At 63.5% G+C, this 17,081-nt stretch carries 13 protein-coding genes; 4 read left to right on the top strand and 9 right to left on the bottom strand.

Annotated features, from left to right (window positions below; all coding sequences use genetic code 11):
* Nucleotides 1-1,458 carry an NAD-dependent succinate-semialdehyde dehydrogenase gene (locus AC1RZR_RS12250; protein ID WP_477270002.1) on the top strand — a complete coding sequence of 486 codons (1,458 nt, stop codon included), beginning with the start codon at nt 1-3 and terminating at the stop codon, nt 1,456-1,458.
* 116 nt (nt 1,459-1,574) lie between these two features.
* On the opposite strand, the gene AC1RZR_RS12245 is transcribed toward AC1RZR_RS12250, so the two are convergent.
* Entirely contained in the window at nt 1,575-2,852 is a 1,278-nt protein-coding gene (locus tag AC1RZR_RS12245) for an NAD(P)/FAD-dependent oxidoreductase (RefSeq protein ID WP_481828566.1), read from the bottom strand.
* A 13-nt stretch (nt 2,853-2,865) separates the two neighbouring features.
* A complete protein-coding gene (locus tag AC1RZR_RS12240; protein ID WP_481828565.1) occupies nt 2,866-3,534 on the bottom strand; it encodes a haloacid dehalogenase type II in 669 nt (222 codons plus the stop codon).
* Nucleotides 3,535-3,860: 326 nt separating this feature from the next.
* On the opposite strand from AC1RZR_RS12240, the gene AC1RZR_RS12235 reads away from it, so the two are divergent.
* A complete protein-coding gene (locus AC1RZR_RS12235) occupies nt 3,861-4,700 on the top strand; it encodes a GNAT family N-acetyltransferase (protein WP_477269996.1) in 840 nt (279 codons plus the stop codon).
* A gap of 14 nt (nt 4,701-4,714) precedes the next feature.
* Nucleotides 4,715-6,088, top strand: coding sequence for an aspartate aminotransferase family protein (locus AC1RZR_RS12230; protein ID WP_477269994.1), 1,374 nt, complete (start codon nt 4,715-4,717; stop codon nt 6,086-6,088).
* A gap of 16 nt (nt 6,089-6,104) precedes the next feature.
* On the opposite strand, the gene AC1RZR_RS12225 is transcribed toward AC1RZR_RS12230, so the two are convergent.
* Nucleotides 6,105-6,581, bottom strand: a complete 477-nt coding sequence (locus tag AC1RZR_RS12225) for an Lrp/AsnC family transcriptional regulator (protein WP_111548027.1) — start codon at nt 6,579-6,581, stop codon at nt 6,105-6,107.
* 335 nt (nt 6,582-6,916) lie between these two features.
* Here AC1RZR_RS12225 and AC1RZR_RS12220 point away from each other — a divergent pair, with 335 nt between their 5' ends.
* Nucleotides 6,917-8,242, top strand: a complete 1,326-nt coding sequence (locus AC1RZR_RS12220; protein WP_477269991.1) for an NAD(P)/FAD-dependent oxidoreductase — start codon at nt 6,917-6,919, stop codon at nt 8,240-8,242.
* 97 nt (nt 8,243-8,339) lie between these two features.
* Here the strand turns inward: AC1RZR_RS12220 and AC1RZR_RS12215 are convergent, their stop codons facing one another.
* From AC1RZR_RS12215 to AC1RZR_RS12190, 6 genes are all read right to left on the bottom strand, one after another.
* Nucleotides 8,340-10,166 carry an ABC transporter ATP-binding protein gene (locus AC1RZR_RS12215; RefSeq protein ID WP_477269989.1) on the bottom strand — a complete coding sequence of 609 codons (1,827 nt, stop codon included), beginning with the start codon at nt 10,164-10,166 and terminating at the stop codon, nt 8,340-8,342.
* A complete protein-coding gene (locus tag AC1RZR_RS12210) occupies nt 10,163-10,987 on the bottom strand; it encodes an ABC transporter permease (protein WP_477270931.1) in 825 nt (274 codons plus the stop codon). The genes AC1RZR_RS12215 and AC1RZR_RS12210 overlap by 4 nt, the downstream gene beginning before the upstream one ends.
* A gap of 38 nt (nt 10,988-11,025) precedes the next feature.
* Nucleotides 11,026-11,973: an ABC transporter permease gene (locus AC1RZR_RS12205; RefSeq protein WP_379102270.1), complete on the bottom strand. Its 948-nt coding sequence runs from the start codon at nt 11,971-11,973 to the stop codon at nt 11,026-11,028.
* A gap of 67 nt (nt 11,974-12,040) precedes the next feature.
* Nucleotides 12,041-13,654, bottom strand: coding sequence for an ABC transporter substrate-binding protein (locus AC1RZR_RS12200; RefSeq protein ID WP_477269987.1), 1,614 nt, complete (start codon nt 13,652-13,654; stop codon nt 12,041-12,043).
* 210 nt (nt 13,655-13,864) lie between these two features.
* Nucleotides 13,865-14,587, bottom strand: coding sequence for an HAD-IA family hydrolase (locus AC1RZR_RS12195; RefSeq protein WP_477269985.1), 723 nt, complete (start codon nt 14,585-14,587; stop codon nt 13,865-13,867).
* A gap of 293 nt (nt 14,588-14,880) precedes the next feature.
* Nucleotides 14,881-16,938, bottom strand: a complete 2,058-nt coding sequence (locus tag AC1RZR_RS12190; protein WP_477269983.1) for an oxidoreductase — start codon at nt 16,936-16,938, stop codon at nt 14,881-14,883.
* Nucleotides 16,939-17,081: the final 143 nt, after the last annotated feature.

Raw genomic sequence — 17,081 nt, 5'->3', positions numbered from 1 at the left:
ATGAAGGAATTGAAGGACAAGGGGCTGTTCCGGCAGCAATGCCTGATCGCCGGGGCGTGGCAAGACGCGGCCTCGGGCGCCAGCGTCGACGTGAGCGATCCCGCCACCCAGGCAGTGATCGGCTCGGTCCCTGATGTCAGTGGGGCTGAAACCCGTGCGGCGATCGAAGCAGCGCAGGCGGCCTTCGGTCCCTGGCGTGCGAAGACCCATGCCGAACGCGCCGCGCTGTTGGAAGCATGGCACGGTCTTATGATCGAGCATGTGCAGGATCTCGCCCGCATCCTGACGCTGGAGCAAGGCAAGCCGCTGGCCGAGGCAGCAGGCGAAATCCGTTACGGCGCTTCCTTCGTCAAATGGTTCGCTGAGGAGGCGCGGCGGATCGGCGGCACCACCATTCCCTCGCCGACGCCGGATCGGCGCATCGTGGTGCTGAAGGAGCCGGTCGGCGTCTGCGCCATCATCACGCCATGGAACTTCCCCAATGCCATGATCACCCGCAAGGTTGCCCCTGCCCTGGCAGCGGGCTGCACCGTGGTGGTCAAGCCATCGGAATTCACTCCGTTCTCGGCGCTGGCGCTCGGCGTCCTGGCGGAGCGCGCCGGCATTCCCGCCGGCGTCATCAACATCGTCACCGGCATGCCGGCGGACATCGGCACCGAACTGATGGCCAACGAAACGGTGCGCAAGATCTCCTTCACCGGCTCGACCCGCGTCGGATCGTTGCTGATGCGCGGCGCAGCCGACAGCATCAAGCGCCTCAGCCTCGAACTCGGCGGCAACGCGCCGTTCATCGTCTTCGACGACGCCGATCTCGACCTCGCCATCGAGGGTGCCATCGTGTCGAAGTTCCGTAATGGCGGGCAGACCTGCGTCTGCTCCAACCGCATCCTCGTGCAGGCTGGCGTCTACGACGCCTTCTCCGACAAGCTCGCCGCGCGGGTATCGGCGATGAGGGTGGGGCCAGGCACCGAACCCGGCGTCGAGATCGGACCGATGATCAACGCCGCGGCAATCGACAAGATCGACCGGCATGTCAGCGACGCGCTGGCCAAAGGCGCCCGCGTGCTGTCGACGACCCCCGCGATGCCTGAGGGCAGGCAATATGCGACGCCGATGGTGCTGGGCGATGCGACGCCAGACATGCTTCTGGCCGGCGAGGAAACGTTTGGCCCGGTCGCGCCGCTGTTCCGCTTCCAAACCGAGGCCGAGGCCATCACGCTTGCCAACGGCACTCCCTACGGTCTCGCCGCCTATTTCTACACTGAGAGCCTGAAGCGGTCATGGCGGGTGGCGGAGGCGCTGGAATTTGGAATGGTGGGGCTGAACACCGGCGCGATTTCCACCGAGGTCGCACCCTTTGGCGGCGTCAAGCAGTCGGGGCTCGGGCGCGAAGGCGCACAATGCGGCATCGAGGAATATCTGGAAATGAAGACCTTCCACATCGGCGGGCTGGGCTAGAGCAATTCCAGGAAAAGTGTGAAACGGTTTTCCGTGCGGAATTGCGTCAAGACGAAGAGATAGAGCGGTTCGCTGTTTCCGTGAAACGGCGAACGCTCTAGGTCGGCTGCCGACCGCTACTGTAAGCGGTCGAGGGCCTTGTAGTAGAGCCCGACGATCGGCAGGAACCAGGGCTTGCCGAAGTGACCGGGGACCGCAGGCCAGGCAAGACCCGCCACCGGGTTGCGATCGGCCTTTCCCAGGATGGCGTCGGCCATGATGATCCCCATATGGGTAGACATCTGCGCGCCATGGCCGGAATAGCCCATGGCAAACCAGAGACCATCGGCGAAGCCGGCGCGCGGGAACCGGTCCTTTGTCAGGTCGACCAGCCCACCCCAGCAATAATCGATCTCAATCTTGGCCAGATGCGGGAAGATCTGCGCCAGGCTGGCGCGCAGGATCGCGCCGCTCTTCTCGTCCGACCTATGGTCGGAAGTGGCTGAAAATCGCGCCCGCCCACCGAAGATCAGGCGGTTGTCCGGCGACAGGCGAAAGTAGTTGCCGATATTCATCGAGGTGACGAAAGTCCGGTTGCCCGGCACCGTTGCCGCGATCTCAGCCGGAGAAAGCGGCCTTGTGGCGATAATGAAACTGCCGACCGGCACGATGCGGCGACGGAAATAGCCAAAGGCACTGGTGGTATAGGCGCCGGTCGCCAACAGCACATTGTCGGCGCTGATGATGCCGGCGGGCGTCGTCAGTTCATGCCCGCCCGCGCCCGATCGGTGACCGGTGACCGGCGTGTTCTCGAAGATCGTTGCGCCATGCCGCACCGCGGCTCCAGCGATGCCCGAGACGAACCGCCCCATATGCATCATCGCACTCTTCTTCGACAGCATCGCGCCATGGAAGGCCGTAGAGCCGATCTCGCTTTTCAGGTCCGCCGCCGTCAGCAGTTCGGTGTCAGGATCGACCTCGCGGTTGACGGCCTCGAAATTGCGGGCGATCGCCTCGAAATGCGCCGGCTTGGAGGCGAGCTTCAGCTTGCCCGCGCGGCGGAAGTCGCAATCGATCCCCTCCTCCGCGACGATGCGCTCGATCGTATCGACGGAATCGTCGAAGGCGCGGTAGAGCGCCACGGCGCGCTCGGTTCCGAGTTCGGACTTCGCGGCGAGGAAACTATGGGCGAGGCCGTTGTTGAGATGACCGCCGTTGCGGCCCGAGGCACCGCAGCCGACACGGCCCGCCTCCAGCACGACCACCTTGGCGCCTGCCTTGGCCAGATGCCGCGCTGCCGCCAGGCCGGTGAAGCCGCCGCCGATGACGGCCACGTCATAGCGGCCCTCGGCCGATTCTTCGGCCGCTCCACCGAAGACCGGGGCGGTGTCGTGCCAGTAGGACTCGAACTTCATCCTGGAAACCCCGTCAGAGCCCGACAACGCCGGGCAGGCCCGAAATGTCCTTGATCTCGGTATATTCATAGTAGGGGTTGGCGGGCTCGTGGCCGCGATTGACCCAGACCTTGTGCTTGATGCCCAGATCATAAGCCGACATCAGGTCGTAGCGGAACGAAGAGGAGCAGTGCAGCACGTCCTGCGGACCGCAGCCCAGCATGTCGAACATGTATTCGAAGGCCTGGAAGCGTGGCTTGTAGGCATTGGCCTGCTGGGCGGTGTAGACGGCGTGGAAGGGCGCACCGAGCTTTTCCACATTCGACATGATCTGCTCGTTCATCGCGTTTGACAGGATGACCAGCGGGATTTCCTTGGCGACCTTTGCCAGACCGGCCGGCACGTCCGGATGCGGGCCCCAGCTGGGCACCGTGTCGTAGATGGCGCGCGCGTCCTCGGCGCGGAAGGTGACGCCATTCCGGCGGCAGGTGCGCTCGACGGCGTTGTGAAGGACTTCGTTGTAGGGCTTCCAGTCGCCCAAGATTTCGTCGAGCCGGAAGGCGGCGAAATTCTTGATGAACTGCGCCATTCCCGGCGCGTCGAGCTGAGCTCCGTAGATCTTCTGAGCGGCCTCGGCCATCTGGAAATGGGTGAGCGTGCCATAGCAGTCGAAGGTGATGTATTTGGGCCGGAACTGTGACATGTCGCGATAAGTCCTTCCGTATTGCCGTGCGGGCCAGATTGCCGTGCGGGCCTGTGCGTCATCATAGGCAGAGACATCCCCGTTCGATCACCGCAATTGCAGCCATTGAAAGCAGAAAGTTCCGTATCGTTGCCGCCATGGCGGAAAGTTGTGCCGTCTTCACCACCCCTGGGGATCGGACAAGCGTTGCGGTCGTCGACCTGCGGCAGAAGATGCGGCGAACACCGTAACGGACGGCGGAAGATACCGCGCCCTCCACGTCGTCGGGACGATCTTCTTTGCCGTCGGGTCTATCACAGGGGCAACGAACCATCGGGAATGAGGCCATGCAGACAGACGAAATCACACTGGTGGCTTTTGCCCCTGAGCATCTCGACAGCGCGGTGGCCCTGTCGTCCCAGGCGGGCTGGCCGCACAGGCGGGAGGATTGGGCGATGATGCTGGCGCTCAGCACCGGCATCGTCGCGCTGGAAGGTGAGCGGGTCGTGGGAACCACGCTGGTCACGCGCTATGGCGATGCGGCCGCCACCATCAACATGGTGATTGTCGACGCGGCGATGCGCGGCCGGGGGATCGGGCGCAAGCTGATGGATTTCGCCCTGCAGCAGAGTGAAGGCCGCGAATGCCGGCTGATGGCGACACGGGAAGGCCTGCCGCTTTACGAAAAGCTCGGCTTCCGGGCGACGGGCCAGATCGTGCAGCATCAGGGCATGCCCGGCGAAGCCCTCGCCGGCAAAGATGTCGAGTGGGCGACGGCGGACGATGTCGCCGCGCTCGTGGAGCTGGACCACTCTGCCTGCGGTATGGATCGCGGCGGTCTGATCAGGTTGCTGTTCGAACAGGCGCGCCTCGCCGTTCTGCGCCAGGGTGGAAAGCCAGTCGGGTTTGCGGCGCTGCGCGTCTTCGGCCGGGGCAAGGTCGCGGGGCCGGTGGTAGCCGAGACGACCGACGACGCCCGAAGCCTGCTCTCGTTCCTCTTTGAGGCCAGCCCCGGCGCCCTGGTGCGCGTCGATACATCAGAGAGTTCGGGCCTGTCGCCGTGGCTTGCCGCCCAGGGCCTGGCCAGTGTCGGCGGCGGCGTCGCCATGCGCAGGGGCGGCAGCACCGCCGCCCGCCCGGCGCCGCGCGTCCAGACCTTTGCCCTGGCCAGTCAGGCCCTTGGCTGAACCCGGAGGAAGACATGCTGAGCAATTCCCTGATCGAACTCGACCGCGCCCATCTGGTGCATCCGGTCGCCTCCTATCGCTGCCATGAAAGGGCCGGCGTGCGTGTGCTGAAATCCGCCACCGGCGCCACCGTCACCGATGCGACCGGTCATCAGATGATCGACGGTTTTGCCGGCCTGTGGTGCGTCAACGCCGGCTATGGCCAGGAAAGCATCGTCGAAGCGGCGACCCGGCAGCTGCGCGAACTGCCTTACGCTACCGGCTATTTCGGCCTCGGCTCCGAACCCGCCATCCGGCTGGCGGCGGAACTTGCCGAGCGAGCGCCGGGCGACCTCAATCACGTCTACTTCACGCTAGGCGGCTCCGATGCCGTCGATAGCACGATCCGTTTCATCCATTACTACCAGAATGCCCGGGGCATGCCGGGGAAGAACCAGTTCATATCGATCGAACAGGGCTACCATGGCTCGTCGACGGTGGGTGCCGGTCTCACCGCCCTGCCCGCCTTCCATGCCGGCTTCGGCGTGCCGCTGGACTGGCAGCACAAAATTCCGTCGCACTATGCCTATCGCAATCCGGCGGGAAACGATCCGCAGGCGATCATCGCCGCCTCGGTCGCCGCACTGCGCAACAAGGTGGAAGAGCTCGGCCAGGATCGCGTGGCCGCCTTCTATGCCGAGCCGATCCAGGGATCGGGCGGCGTGCTGGTGCCGCCGCCGGGCTGGATGAAGGCGATGCGCGACCTGTGCAGCAAACTGGACATCCTGTTCGTCGCCGACGAGGTCATCACCGGCTTCGGCCGCACCGGTCCGTTGTTTGCCTGTTCCGAGGACGACATCGTCCCGGACCTGATGACCACCGCCAAGGGCCTGACCTCGGGCTATGCGCCGATGGGCGCGGTTTTCATGTCCGACCATGTCTATGACACGATCGCGGACGGCGCGGGCGAAACCGCCGTCGGCCACGGCTATACCTATTCCGCGCACCCGGTCAGTGCAGCTGTCGGCCTCGAGGTTCTGCGGCTCTATGAAGGCGGCCTGCTGGACAACGGCCGCAAGGCGGGAGCCCAGCTGATTTCTGGCCTCGAAAGCCTCGCCGATCATCCACTAGTCGGCGACGTACGCGGCCGCGGCATGCTGGCGGCGATCGAGCTGGTCGTCGACAAGCAACGCAAGACCCCGCTGCCGCCGGCGGCCAGTCCGTCGCGCCGGATATTCGACCGCGCCTGGGACAACGGGCTTATCATCCGGGCTTTCGGCAATGGCGTGCTGGGCTTTGCCCCTCCGCTCTGCTGCACGGAGGCCGAGATCGATGCCATCGTCGAGCGCACGCGGATGACTCTCGACCAGACGTTGGAAGACCCGGACGTCCGCGCCGCCATGGCGTAAACCCGAGAGGTACGCGCTATAGCGGGAACAGGCTCTTGAGCGGCATGTAATTCTTGACGATCGGCGACTTCAGCACGACGAAGCTGAAGTATTTGTCGATGCCGATATCCATGTCGGTAAGCCGTTCCATGATCGCCTGATATTCGGCGATTCCCGCAGTGACGAATTTCAAGAGATAGTCATAGCCGCCGGAAACGAGGTGGCATTCGACCACCGAATCCACCTTTTCAACGGCGGCGAGGAACCGCGCGAAGTCGATCTGGCGATGGTTCCTCAGCGTGACTTCGGTGAAGACGGTGAGTGTCTGTCCCAGTTTGGCGATGTCTATCTGGGCGGAATAGCGGACGATATAGCCTTCGGCCTGCAGCTTCTTCACCCGCATCAGGCAGGGGCTGGGCGAGAGATTGACCAGCTCCGCCAGTTCCACATTGGTGATGCGGCCGTTCTTCTGCAGTTCGTAGAGGATCTTGATGTCGATCCGGTCGAGTTTCATGCAGGGTCCAAGGCAAAGGCTCGGCACAGCGCCGGCGGATCTGATCGAAGCATATTATGCCGAAGCCAAGCAGGAGCAAGGACAAACGGCTGCCGCCGCTTCCGGCAATTCCAGGAAACCTGCACCCAAACGCACGTTTGAACAGTTCGTACGGTGTCCTGAGGTCTTCATTCTATGCATTTTGTCGGGCTGCCGCGTGCTATTGCTCGATATGCGCTAGCAGAATCCCCCGTCGGCAGAGCCCCTGGCCAAAGGAAATGCTGCTGCCTGCCGATCTGTGGCAATCGTACTCCGGCGCGGAGCGGTAGAGTGGTCGCCGCTGCCGGAGATTTCACATGCCTGCCCCGCTTCTGCATATCGAAACGACGCCTGCCTTGCCGGCAACGGCCGATGTGGTGGTGATCGGCGGCGGCATCGTCGGCGCCTTCGCGGCATATTACCTGGCCCGGCGCGGCATGCGGGTGGCCTTGCTGGAAAAGGGCCGGATCGGCGCCGAACAGTCCAGCCGCAACTGGGGTTGGTGCCGGCAGCAGAACCGCGACGCCCGGGAACTGCCGATGGCCACGGCAAGCCTGGCGCTCTGGGATCGGCTCGCCGCCGAAACCGGCGAGGAGGCGGGTTTTCGCCGCTGCGGACTGCTCTATCTCAGCAACAACGAGGCCGAGATCGAAGGCTGGGCCCGCTGGCGCGACTTCGCACGTGGCGCCGGCGTGACCACTTGTATGCTCAGCCCCAACGAGGCGAACGAGCACGGAAAAGCCACCGGCCAACGCTGGAAGGGCGGTGTCTTTTCGCCCTCCGACGGAACAGCCGACCCGTCCCGCGCAGCACCCGTGGTGGCGCGCGGCATCCTGAAGGCCGGCGGCAGCGTCCACCAGATGTGCGCCGCGCGCGGCATCGAGACCGAAGCGGGCCGCGTCAGCGCCGTGGTCACCGAAGCGGGCACGATCCGTACCGGAACCGTGGTGCTGTCGGCGGGCGCGTGGGCCTCTTCGTTCTGCCGCCAGCTCGGCATACGCTTTCCACAGGCGTCCGTCCGTTCCTCTATCCTCTCACTTGCGCCTGGACCGTCGGGGCTGCCGGATGCGCTGCACACCGCCGATATCTCCGTAACCCGGCGCGGGGACGGCGGCCATACCTTGGCCATCAGCGGCCGCGGCAGCCTCGATCCGACGCCGCAGCAGCTGCGTTTCGCCCGTGAATTCATGCCCATGTTCGCCCGCCGCTGGCGCAGCCTCGCACCCGGTACCTTGCAGGCATGGCGGGCCGCACATGAGACGCTGGCGCGCTGGCGGCTCGACGCGCCGACGCCGATGGAGCGCAACCGCATTCTCGACCCGAGCCCGAACCAGCGGCTGATCCAGGAGACCTACCGGCGCGCCTGCCAGTTGCTGCCGGCGCTGCAAAATGTGCCAGTCGCGGCCAGTTGGGCCGGCTATATCGACAGCACGCCGGACGGCGTTCCTGCCATCGGTGAGGTCGAGGGGCTTCCTGGCTTCATCCTGGCAGCAGGCTTCAGCGGCCACGGCTTCGGCATAGGCCCTGGCGCGGGCCACCTGATCGCCGATCTCGTAACCGGCGCGCCCCCTCTGGTGGATCCCATACCCTATCGTCCGGAACGGTTCGAAGCATCCGCCTGGGGCAAGGTGGCTGAGTTCTAGGGCGGTTCATCGTTTCAGGGAAACGCAGAACCGCTCTATCTCCTCGTTTTGACGCAATTCCGGACGGACGGACCGTTTCGCATTTCTTGAAATTGCCCTAGGCGCCAACGCCCATGGCGAGCAATTCCCGCTCCTCCAGATGGCAAAGGATCTCGCTTCCCTTCGACAGATGGCGGATGGGCGGCGCCAGCACGTCGCAAACACCGAGCTTCCTCACCGGACAGCGTGGCACGAAGGGACAGCAGTTGGATTGCGCCAACAAGGCCGCCACGCCCCCATCCGCCTCGGCAGCCTTTTTGCCGAGCCCGTCCAGCCAGCCTGTCCGCAGTTCTGGGATCGAGGACACCAGCAGGTCCGAGTAGGGATGAAGCGGCATCGCGCGCATTGCCGATCGGCTGCCGGCTTCCACCTTGCGCCCGGCATAGAGCACCATCACATCGTCGCAGATCGCGCGCACCGTCGACAGGTCATGGCTGATGAACAGATAGGATAGTTTCAATTCCTTGCGCAGCTCGGCCAGCAGATCGAGGATGGCGGCGGCCACGACCGTGTCGAGGGCCGATGTCACCTCGTCGCAGAGGATCAGCGCCGGCTCCGCCGCCAGGGCGCGGGCGAGGTTGACGCGCTGCTTCTGGCCGCCGGAAAGTTCGCCGGGGTATCGGTCGGCGATGTTGGCCGGCAATTGCACCAGATCGAGGAGCCGGCGCACCCTCCGGGTCCGTTCCGCGCCTTTCACCTCATGATAGAAGGTCAGCGGCCGTCCGAGGATCTGTGCGACCGAGCGGGTTGGGTTGAGGGCCGTGTCGGCCATCTGGAAGACGATCTGGATATTGCGCAACTGATCCTTGGAGCGCTGCGCCACGGATCCGGCCAAGGTTTCGCCGCGGAACTTCACCGTTCCGCCGGCGGCGGGAAGCAGTCCGGCGATGACGCGAGCCAGCGTGCTCTTGCCGCAGCCGGACTCGCCGATGACACCGAGATTCGTGCCCGGCTGTAGGCTGAGCGCGACATCGTTGAGCACCGTCACATTGGGCAGGCCGTTCGGACCGGATCTGCCATAACCCGCGACCAGCCCTTCGACCTCGAGCAGGGGCAGTTCCTGTTGCTTCTCGGCGGGCGGAGCGGCCTGGGCGTGCACGGCGGGATTGGCCGCCGCGAGCAGGCTGCGGGTGTAGGGGCTTTGAGCGTCCGTCAGAATCTGCCCGGTCGGGGCGCTTTCTTGAATGGAGCCATCGCGCAGGACGATGATGTGGTCGGCGATCTGCGCCACCACCGCCAGGTCGTGGGACACATAGACGCCGGTGGTGTTACGCTCGCGGATCACCGACTTGAACGAGCGCAGCACTTCGATCTGGGTGGTGACATCGAGTGCCGTCGTCGGTTCGTCGAAGATCACCAGCTCCGGTTCCGATATCAGAGCCATCGCCGCCGCCAGGCGCTGGAGCTGGCCGCCGGAAACCTGATGCGGGTAACGCAATCCGACCCCTTCGGGATCCGGCAGCGCCAGCGCGCGAAACAGCTCCACCGCCTTCGCTTCCGCTTCGGCCCGCGGCGCCAGCCTGTGGATCATCGCGCTTTCCACGACCTGCGACATGATCGTCCTGGCCGGGTTGAAGGCGGCAGCCGCACTTTGCGCGATGTAGCTGACATTGCGGCCGCGGATCTTTGCCTTTTCTGCTTCCGACAGGGACAGGATCTCGCGGTCGCCGATCCGGATCGTGCCGCCTGTGATGCGGCAGCCGCTGCGGGCATAACCCATCAGGGAAAGCGCAATCGTCGTTTTGCCGGAACCGGACTCACCGATCAGCGCGACGACCTTTCCGCGCGGAACCGTGAAGCTGATATCATGCACGATCGACGTCTCTCGGCCGCTGTCGCTACGGGCGATGACGCGCAGGTTCTTGACTTCGACGAGCTCGCTCATGGCAGACGATCCCGCAGCCGGCGCGGAAGATTGTCGATCGCCAGATTGACGCTGATCGTCAGCGAGGCAATGGCGAGCGACGGCATGATGACGGCAGGCGCGCCATAGGCCAGCCCGGAGACGTTCTCGCGCACCAGCGCGCCCCAGTCGGCGTTGGGCGGCTGCACCCCAAGACCGAGGAAGCTGAGGCCGCTGAGCAACAGCACGATGAAGACGAAGCGCAGGCCGAAATCGGCCAAAACCGGTCCGATCATGTTGGGCAGGATCTCTTCGCGCACGGTGTAGAAGAAGCCTTCTCCGCGCGCCTTGGCAACCTGCACGAAGTCGAGTTCATTGATGTTGACGGCGAGCGCGCGCGCTATGCGGAAAGAGCCGGGAAAATAGAGAAAGGCGAGCGTCCCAACCAGCACCGGGAGCGAACTGCCGATCGCCGCGATGATGACGAGACCGAACATCAAATGCGGGATCGCAATCAGCGCATCTATGCCGCGGCTGACGATGGTATCGAACCAGCCACCCAGCACCGCGCTAATCATGCCGAGCGCGACGCCGATGGTGCAGGCGATGAGGGCGGCCGCGATCGAGACGCCGACCGTGTATCGCGCGCCGAGAATGATGCGGCTCATCATGTCGCGACCAAGGTAGTCGGTGCCGAGGAGGTAGTCGCGGCTCGACGAGGTGAACACGTCCATGCTGACGATCTTGCCGATCGGGTACGGCGCAAGCCAGGGACCGACGAGTGCAATCACGACCCAAAACAGGATGATGCAGAAGCAGACCGCGCCGACCACGGAGATGGTCAGGCCGCCTGCGCCAAGCATCGTTCGCCGGGCCTCGGGAATGGTATCGGTGTGCTTGGTCATTTGTATCGCAGACGCGGGTTGGCGAGGATCGCGCATATGTCGGCTACGGTGACGAGGGCGAGATAGCCGAAGCAGAAGATCATCGCGCAGGTTTGAATGAGAGGCATGTCGCGGGTGGCAACCCCGTCCACCATCAGCTTGGCGATGCCCGGGTAGTTGAAGATGGTCTCGACGATGATGACGCCGCCAAGCAGGTACGACAGGCTGAGCGCGACGGCATTGGCGATCGGGCCGATCGCATTGGGCAGCGCGTGCGTCAGCACCGCACGAACCCGGCCGGCGCCCTTGAGTGTCGCCATCTCGACGAATGGCTGGCCGAGCGTGTCGATCAAGGCGGCGCGGGTCATGCGGATCATCTGCGCAGAGACAACGAAGCTCAGGCTGATGACCGGCATTGCGAAGACACGCAGCAATTCGCCGAGCGAGTGGACGTCGTTGGCGAAGGAAAGTGCCGGAAACCAGTGCAAGCGCACGGCAAAGATCAGCACGGCAATGGTTGCGACCATGAATTCCGGCACCGAGACGACCGCAATCGTGGCAAAGCTGACGAGCCGGTCGTAGAGCGTGTTTCGCCACATCGCCGCGGTGATCCCCAGGGCAAGGGCGATCGGAACGGAGAAGGCTGCGGTGACGCCGGCAAGCAGCAGCGTATTGTGAAGGCGGCCGCCGATCAGCGTGACGATCGGAATGTCGTTGACCAGCGACGTGCCGGGGTTCCCCGTCATCATCCCGCCCAGCCAGATAATGTAGCGAAGCACGGCAGGCTGATCGAGATGCATGGCTTTGCGCAGGCCAGCGACCGCTTCAGGCGTAGCAGCCTGACCCAGGACGATCTGCGCCACGTCGCCTGGCAGCATGTTGGTCGCCACGAAGACGACCACCGAAACGATCAGCAGCGTCAGCAGGGCCACGCCGAGGCGGGTCAGGATCATGCGCGTTATCATGCCGTGCAACTCCAGCGGAATGCGGGCGAAGCGCGGGTGGCGAGCCACCCGCGCCAGGTCGGCGGCGTCAGCCTTCGAGCCAGACGTTTTCCGAAAACGCAAAGCCCATCATACCACCGGTGGCCATCGGCTTCAGCCCCTTGAGCTTGGAGCTGTGAGCGTCGATGTTGCTGATAAAGACCGGGATCGCGACGCCGCTCTCCTCGTGCGCCATCTTCTGCAGTTCGCCGTACATCTCCTTGCGCTTGGCGTCGTCGCGTTCCTTGCGGGCCTCGACGAGGATCTTGTCGAAACGCTCGCTCTTCCAATGCGATTCGTTCCAGGGCGCGTTCGATGTGTAGAGCAGCGAGAACAGGATATCGGCGGTCGGTCGGGGATTGATGTTGCCGAAACAGATGGGCGCCTTCAGCCAGTAGTTCGACCAGTAGCCATCCGCAGGGACCTTCTGGATATCGAGATCAAGGCCGATCTGGGCCGCGGACTGCTGCAGCAGCACCGCCATGTCGATGGACTGGTCGGCGGCCGTCGAAGCAACGACCGGGATCCTGGTGCCTGCCAGCGACGACTTGGCAAGCAGCGACTTGGCCTTATCGGGGTCGTAGGCACGCTGCGGCAGATCGGCATTGTAGAAGCGGTTCGTCGGCGGCACCGGCTGGTCGTTGGCGACCTCGGCGTAGCCGCGGTAGATCGCCGTCTTGATCTGCTCGCGGTCGAGCAGCAGCTTGATCGCCTCGACGAAATTCGGATCGCTGCCCGGCGCGGTGTCGAGCCGCATGTTGAGATCGGTATAGTTGCCCGCCGTCGTCGTCAGGAGGTCGAAACTGCCGGCCTGCTTGATCAACTGCGTCGAGCGCGGATTGATCGACCCGATCAGCGCGACGTCGCCCGACAGCAAGGCGTTGACGCGGGCGTTCTCGTCGGGAATGGCGAAGAACTCGACCTGGTCGAGATAGGGTCCGGTGCCCTTCCAATAGTTCTCGTTGCGCACGGCGACGGAATGCACGCCGGGCTGGAACTCCTTGCACTTGAAGGCGCCGGTACCGTTGGCGGTGGTGAAGTCGGTCGTGCCCGCCTTGACGATCAGGAAGTGGAACGTGCCGAGAATGACGGGAAGATCGGCGTTCGGCCCGGTCAGGACGATGCTGACCTCGTTGTCTCCGCTCTTCTTGACCTCGCCGATCTGGTCGGCAAGCGACTTGGCCTTCGACCCTACTGCCGGGTCCTTGTGCCGGCTGAGCGAATAGACGACGTCGTCCGGACCGAAGGTCGAACCGTCGTGGAAAGTCACGCCTTTGCGCAGCTTGACGGTCCAGGTGACGGAATCCTTGGTGTCGAAGCTCTCTGCCAGGTCCATTTGCGGCGACAGCTTGTCATCGAGGCTGGTAAGCCCGTTGTAGAAGCTGGTGCAGCGCACATAGTCGGTGGACAGGGATTGTTTGGCCGGATCGAGCGTGTCGGTCGTGCCGCTCGAGTAGCCTGCAGCACGGATGCTGCCGCCTTTCTTCGGCGTGTCGGCATAGGCCTTGGTGGCAGAGCCCAGCACCGTGCCGGCAAGTGCGGCTCCCATGCCGCCAGCCAGAAGCATGCCGAGGAGCTCGCGCCGCGTGGCGCCGTGGCGGATGGCGCTTTCGATCCGGGCGGTGTCGGCCGGGCGCAAAATCTTGTCAAAATCGGGTTTCATCGTGTCAGCCTTTCGTTGAGCCGGCCGGCCAGGCTTGGCACGCACCGGAGACCATTCTGGTTCATTTCAAGCGCCCGAAGGCACCTCAGGCGATGACATTCAGTGTGGCTGTCTTCCCATCATTCCCATTCCTTTTCCCCTTTTGGTTTCTTTGGTCTTGTTATGATCTTGGCGCCGCCGTTTGAGCGGACGCGGGTATCGCAGGCGTGTTCAGGCGACGCGATCCAGGCGGTCCTCATCGACCGCGTCGGCCAGTTCGGCAAGTGTCGAGAAATGGTGGTCGGGCACCGTCAGCCTGGCGGGTTCGAGCGTGCCGCCAAACCCCTTCAGTCCCTTGCGCCGCTCGATCCAGCAGACGGTGTAGCCAAGCTCGCGGGCCACGCCGATATCGTGATACTGGCTCTGCGCCACATGCAGGATGTCCTTCAGGCCGAAGCCCCAGGCGCTGATCCGGCCGCGGGCAAAGGCGAAGAATTGCGGGTTGGGCTTTTCCAGGCCGACATCATCTACTGTGACCGTGAGATCGAACGGATTGCCAAGTGTTTGCGAAAAATGCGCCAATGCCCAGTTCTGAGCGTTGGTCATGGCGACCAGCTTGAACCGCTTGTGCAAGCGGGCAAGCGCCTCGACCGAATCTGCGAAGGCCGGCCAGTCCTTCACGGATTGGCGCAGGCCTTGCGCCGCCTCATCCGTGGCCGGCAGGCCGAGCGCCCGAGCGATTTCGAGGTAGCAGCGGGCGAGATCGTCCGGAAACAGGCCGGCACCAGGCATGGCACGCGCCTTGCGATAAGCGGTCAGAACCGTTTCGCCATCGACGGACAGTCCCGCCTTTTCGGCGACGCCGCGCACATAGCGGGCGATACCCGTTTCGAAATCGATCAAGGTTCCGACGACATCGAAGGTCAGCACTTTGAAGTCTTTTTTCACGTGCATGCGCCTTTTTCCGAGGGGCTGCTATTTTTCCGAGCTTATGGCATCCGGACGGTTTGAATGGCTGAACAGACGGGCTTTCACGGCAGAGAATTCTGAACTGGCCGCGAAGTCGCAATATTGCGCGGCGCTGGCTTGCTCCGTTGCCGTCCAGCGATCACCGCCGAAACGGCAAGGATGTTCTCAGCCAATTTGTCGTCGTCGATCGAGCCAGGACCGTTGTGGAAACCCGATGGTCTTGACATTTTGTCTCCAATTTTTTTGTAAGATTGAGCAATCGTCAGTACGATTTAAGCTTAAATTTCCGCGCACAATCGATAAGCGTCATAAATAGAGGAATATATATCCCGACTGGAGACCGCATCACCAATACGATATAGATTGAACTTTCCACGCAGCTGACGTTCTTCTACAAAATCATCCTGATTGCCATTGACAAGGAACGCAGTCGATACCCCATCGTTTGCAGACCTGGACCTCAGATCCTGGTAAATTTCTTCCGCCGGAATGGTCCCGTTTTCGATGACCACCTGTGAGGCGGCAAAGGTCGTTTCCGTGTCCGTCAACTCGTTGCGGAAGATTGCCGTCAAGCCGTTGCCCTGGCGGGCAACCTTGATCAGCCTGACGTCCACCAGTGTCCTAATGCCGAGTTCCGAGATGCGTTTACGGAAGCTGGCCTTTTCGGGATAAGGCATCTCCACCGCCACGGCGTCATCGGGGGTCGCGAGACTGACCGACTTGCCCTGTCTGGCAAGCTGGAGGGCACAGGACGGTGCCGCCTGGCGCCCGGTCCCGTCATAGATGAGGATATCGTCCTTGCTGGATACCGTTCCGGTCAGCAGGTCCCAGGCACTGTCGCAGAGTTCGGCCCCTTCCAGCCATTCCAGGTCGGGAACACCACCGGTTGCCACCACAATGACGTCCGGGCCTTCAGCAACCACGGTATCGGCGTCGGCATATGTATTCAGGCGAACATCGACACCGAGGCGTTCAAGCTCATTTGACCGCCAGTCGACGATACCGAGCAGATCCCTTCGCTCGGTCGCCGACGCCGCGACCAGGATTTGCCCGCCAAGTTTCGCGCCCGCCTCGAACAGGACGACAAGATGTCCCCGCTCGGCGGATACTCTGGCTGCCTCCAGGCCGGCTGGCCCACCACCCACGACAACGACCCTTTTGAGGCTGGCGGCGCGATCGATCGTGGAACTCAGCGTGGTCTCTCGACCGCTCACCGGATTGTGGATGCAGTTCACCTTTTTGTAGAGGCAGTAGGTGGCGCCAACGCATGGACGGATCCGCTCTTCTTCACCCCGCAGGATCTTGTTGACGATATCCGGGTCGGCGATGTGCGCCCGCGTCATGCCGATCAGGTCGACGATATTCTCCCGGATCGCATGGCGCGCGGTCGCCACGTCCCTGATGCCCGCCGCATGAAGCAGGGGAAGTCTCGTCTCTCTCCGGAAGTTTGCGACTTGCGACAGGAACGGGGCACTGCGCTGGAACATGCCCGGCATGTTGTGCTCGGCCAACACCAGATCCGTATCCATGCGCCCGTAGATGCAGTTGAAGAAATCAACGTGCCCTTCCGTCTCGAACAGGCGGGCAAGCTGGAGACAGTCCTCGAAGTCCGAGCCTTCGTCGGTGCCTTCATCGATCGCGAAACGAATGCCGACAATCATATCGTCGCCGACAGCCTTGCGGATCGCCTCGTGAACCATCAGGCCAAATCGCGCCCTGTTCCGGACAGAACCGCCATAGGCGTCGGTGCGCTTGTTCGTCCTCGGCGAGAGGAACTGACCGATCAGATGGCCACCCGTTACGGTCTCGACCCCATCGAGGCCGCCTTCACGGCACCGGACAGCGGCAGAGGCGTAATCCCTGATGATGCGCCGGATATCCGCCTCGTCCATTTCCTTTGGAAAGTTCCGGTTGCGCGTCTCGCGGATCCGCGACGGGGCAACCGCGGGCAGCCAGTTCCCCGCATAGGCCGTTGCCCGCCTGCCCAGATGCGAGACCTGCGACATCACGGCCGCACCATGCTGGTGGATGCGTCGCGCCAGCGACTGCAGATGCGGAATGATCTCGTCGCTGGACAGATTGAGCTGCCCGCCGCCCCAGCTCGAGTCCGCAGAGGTCATGGCCGAGCCGCCGATCATCGTCATGGCGAGACCGCCGCGCGCCTTCTCTTCGTGGTAGCGTTGATATCGCTCCAGCGGCATCCCGCCTTCATCCAGCATCGAGGCGTGGCTGGTGCTGATCACGCGGTTGCGGAACTCCAGCTGCTTGATCCGGAACGGGTTGAGAAGCGGGTCGGCGCTTGTCCCCGGGGTCTGGCCTTCCGTGAGGTGGTTCATTCGCGTTGTCCTGAAACCACGGCTTGGCCCGCCCGGGCCGGCACGTCACGTACCGGGCCGTTCGAGCGCGGGCTGCGAGCCGCTCGAACACCGCCGCTTCAGTCATCTTGTACATTTCCGAGCGGTTCAGAAGCTTGAAAAAG

It is taken from the genome of Mesorhizobium bavaricum (assembly GCF_056781655.1).
Note: the sequence above shows the minus strand (reverse complement) of the source record. Positions and strands in the feature narration are given on the sequence as shown.

What these genes read in the sequence shown, in the direction of transcription:
- AC1RZR_RS12250 (WP_477270002.1), top strand. Translation starts at nt 1, where the DNA reads ATGAAGGAATTGAAGGACAAGGGGCTGTTCCGGCAGCAATGCCTGATC.
- AC1RZR_RS12245 (WP_481828566.1), bottom strand. Translation starts at nt 2,852, where the DNA reads ATGAAGTTCGAGTCCTACTGGCACGACACCGCCCCGGTCTTCGGTGGA.
- AC1RZR_RS12240 (WP_481828565.1), bottom strand. Translation starts at nt 3,534, where the DNA reads ATGTCACAGTTCCGGCCCAAATACATCACCTTCGACTGCTATGGCACG.
- AC1RZR_RS12235 (WP_477269996.1), top strand. Translation starts at nt 3,861, where the DNA reads ATGCAGACAGACGAAATCACACTGGTGGCTTTTGCCCCTGAGCATCTC.
- AC1RZR_RS12230 (WP_477269994.1), top strand. Translation starts at nt 4,715, where the DNA reads ATGCTGAGCAATTCCCTGATCGAACTCGACCGCGCCCATCTGGTGCAT.
- AC1RZR_RS12225 (WP_111548027.1), bottom strand. Translation starts at nt 6,581, where the DNA reads ATGAAACTCGACCGGATCGACATCAAGATCCTCTACGAACTGCAGAAG.
- AC1RZR_RS12220 (WP_477269991.1), top strand. Translation starts at nt 6,917, where the DNA reads ATGCCTGCCCCGCTTCTGCATATCGAAACGACGCCTGCCTTGCCGGCA.
- AC1RZR_RS12215 (WP_477269989.1), bottom strand. Translation starts at nt 10,166, where the DNA reads ATGAGCGAGCTCGTCGAAGTCAAGAACCTGCGCGTCATCGCCCGTAGC.
- AC1RZR_RS12210 (WP_477270931.1), bottom strand. Translation starts at nt 10,987, where the DNA reads ATGCTTGGCGCAGGCGGCCTGACCATCTCCGTGGTCGGCGCGGTCTGC.
- AC1RZR_RS12205 (WP_379102270.1), bottom strand. Translation starts at nt 11,973, where the DNA reads ATGATAACGCGCATGATCCTGACCCGCCTCGGCGTGGCCCTGCTGACG.
- AC1RZR_RS12200 (WP_477269987.1), bottom strand. Translation starts at nt 13,654, where the DNA reads ATGAAACCCGATTTTGACAAGATTTTGCGCCCGGCCGACACCGCCCGG.
- AC1RZR_RS12195 (WP_477269985.1), bottom strand. Translation starts at nt 14,587, where the DNA reads ATGCACGTGAAAAAAGACTTCAAAGTGCTGACCTTCGATGTCGTCGGA.
- AC1RZR_RS12190 (WP_477269983.1), bottom strand. Translation starts at nt 16,938, where the DNA reads ATGAACCACCTCACGGAAGGCCAGACCCCGGGGACAAGCGCCGACCCG.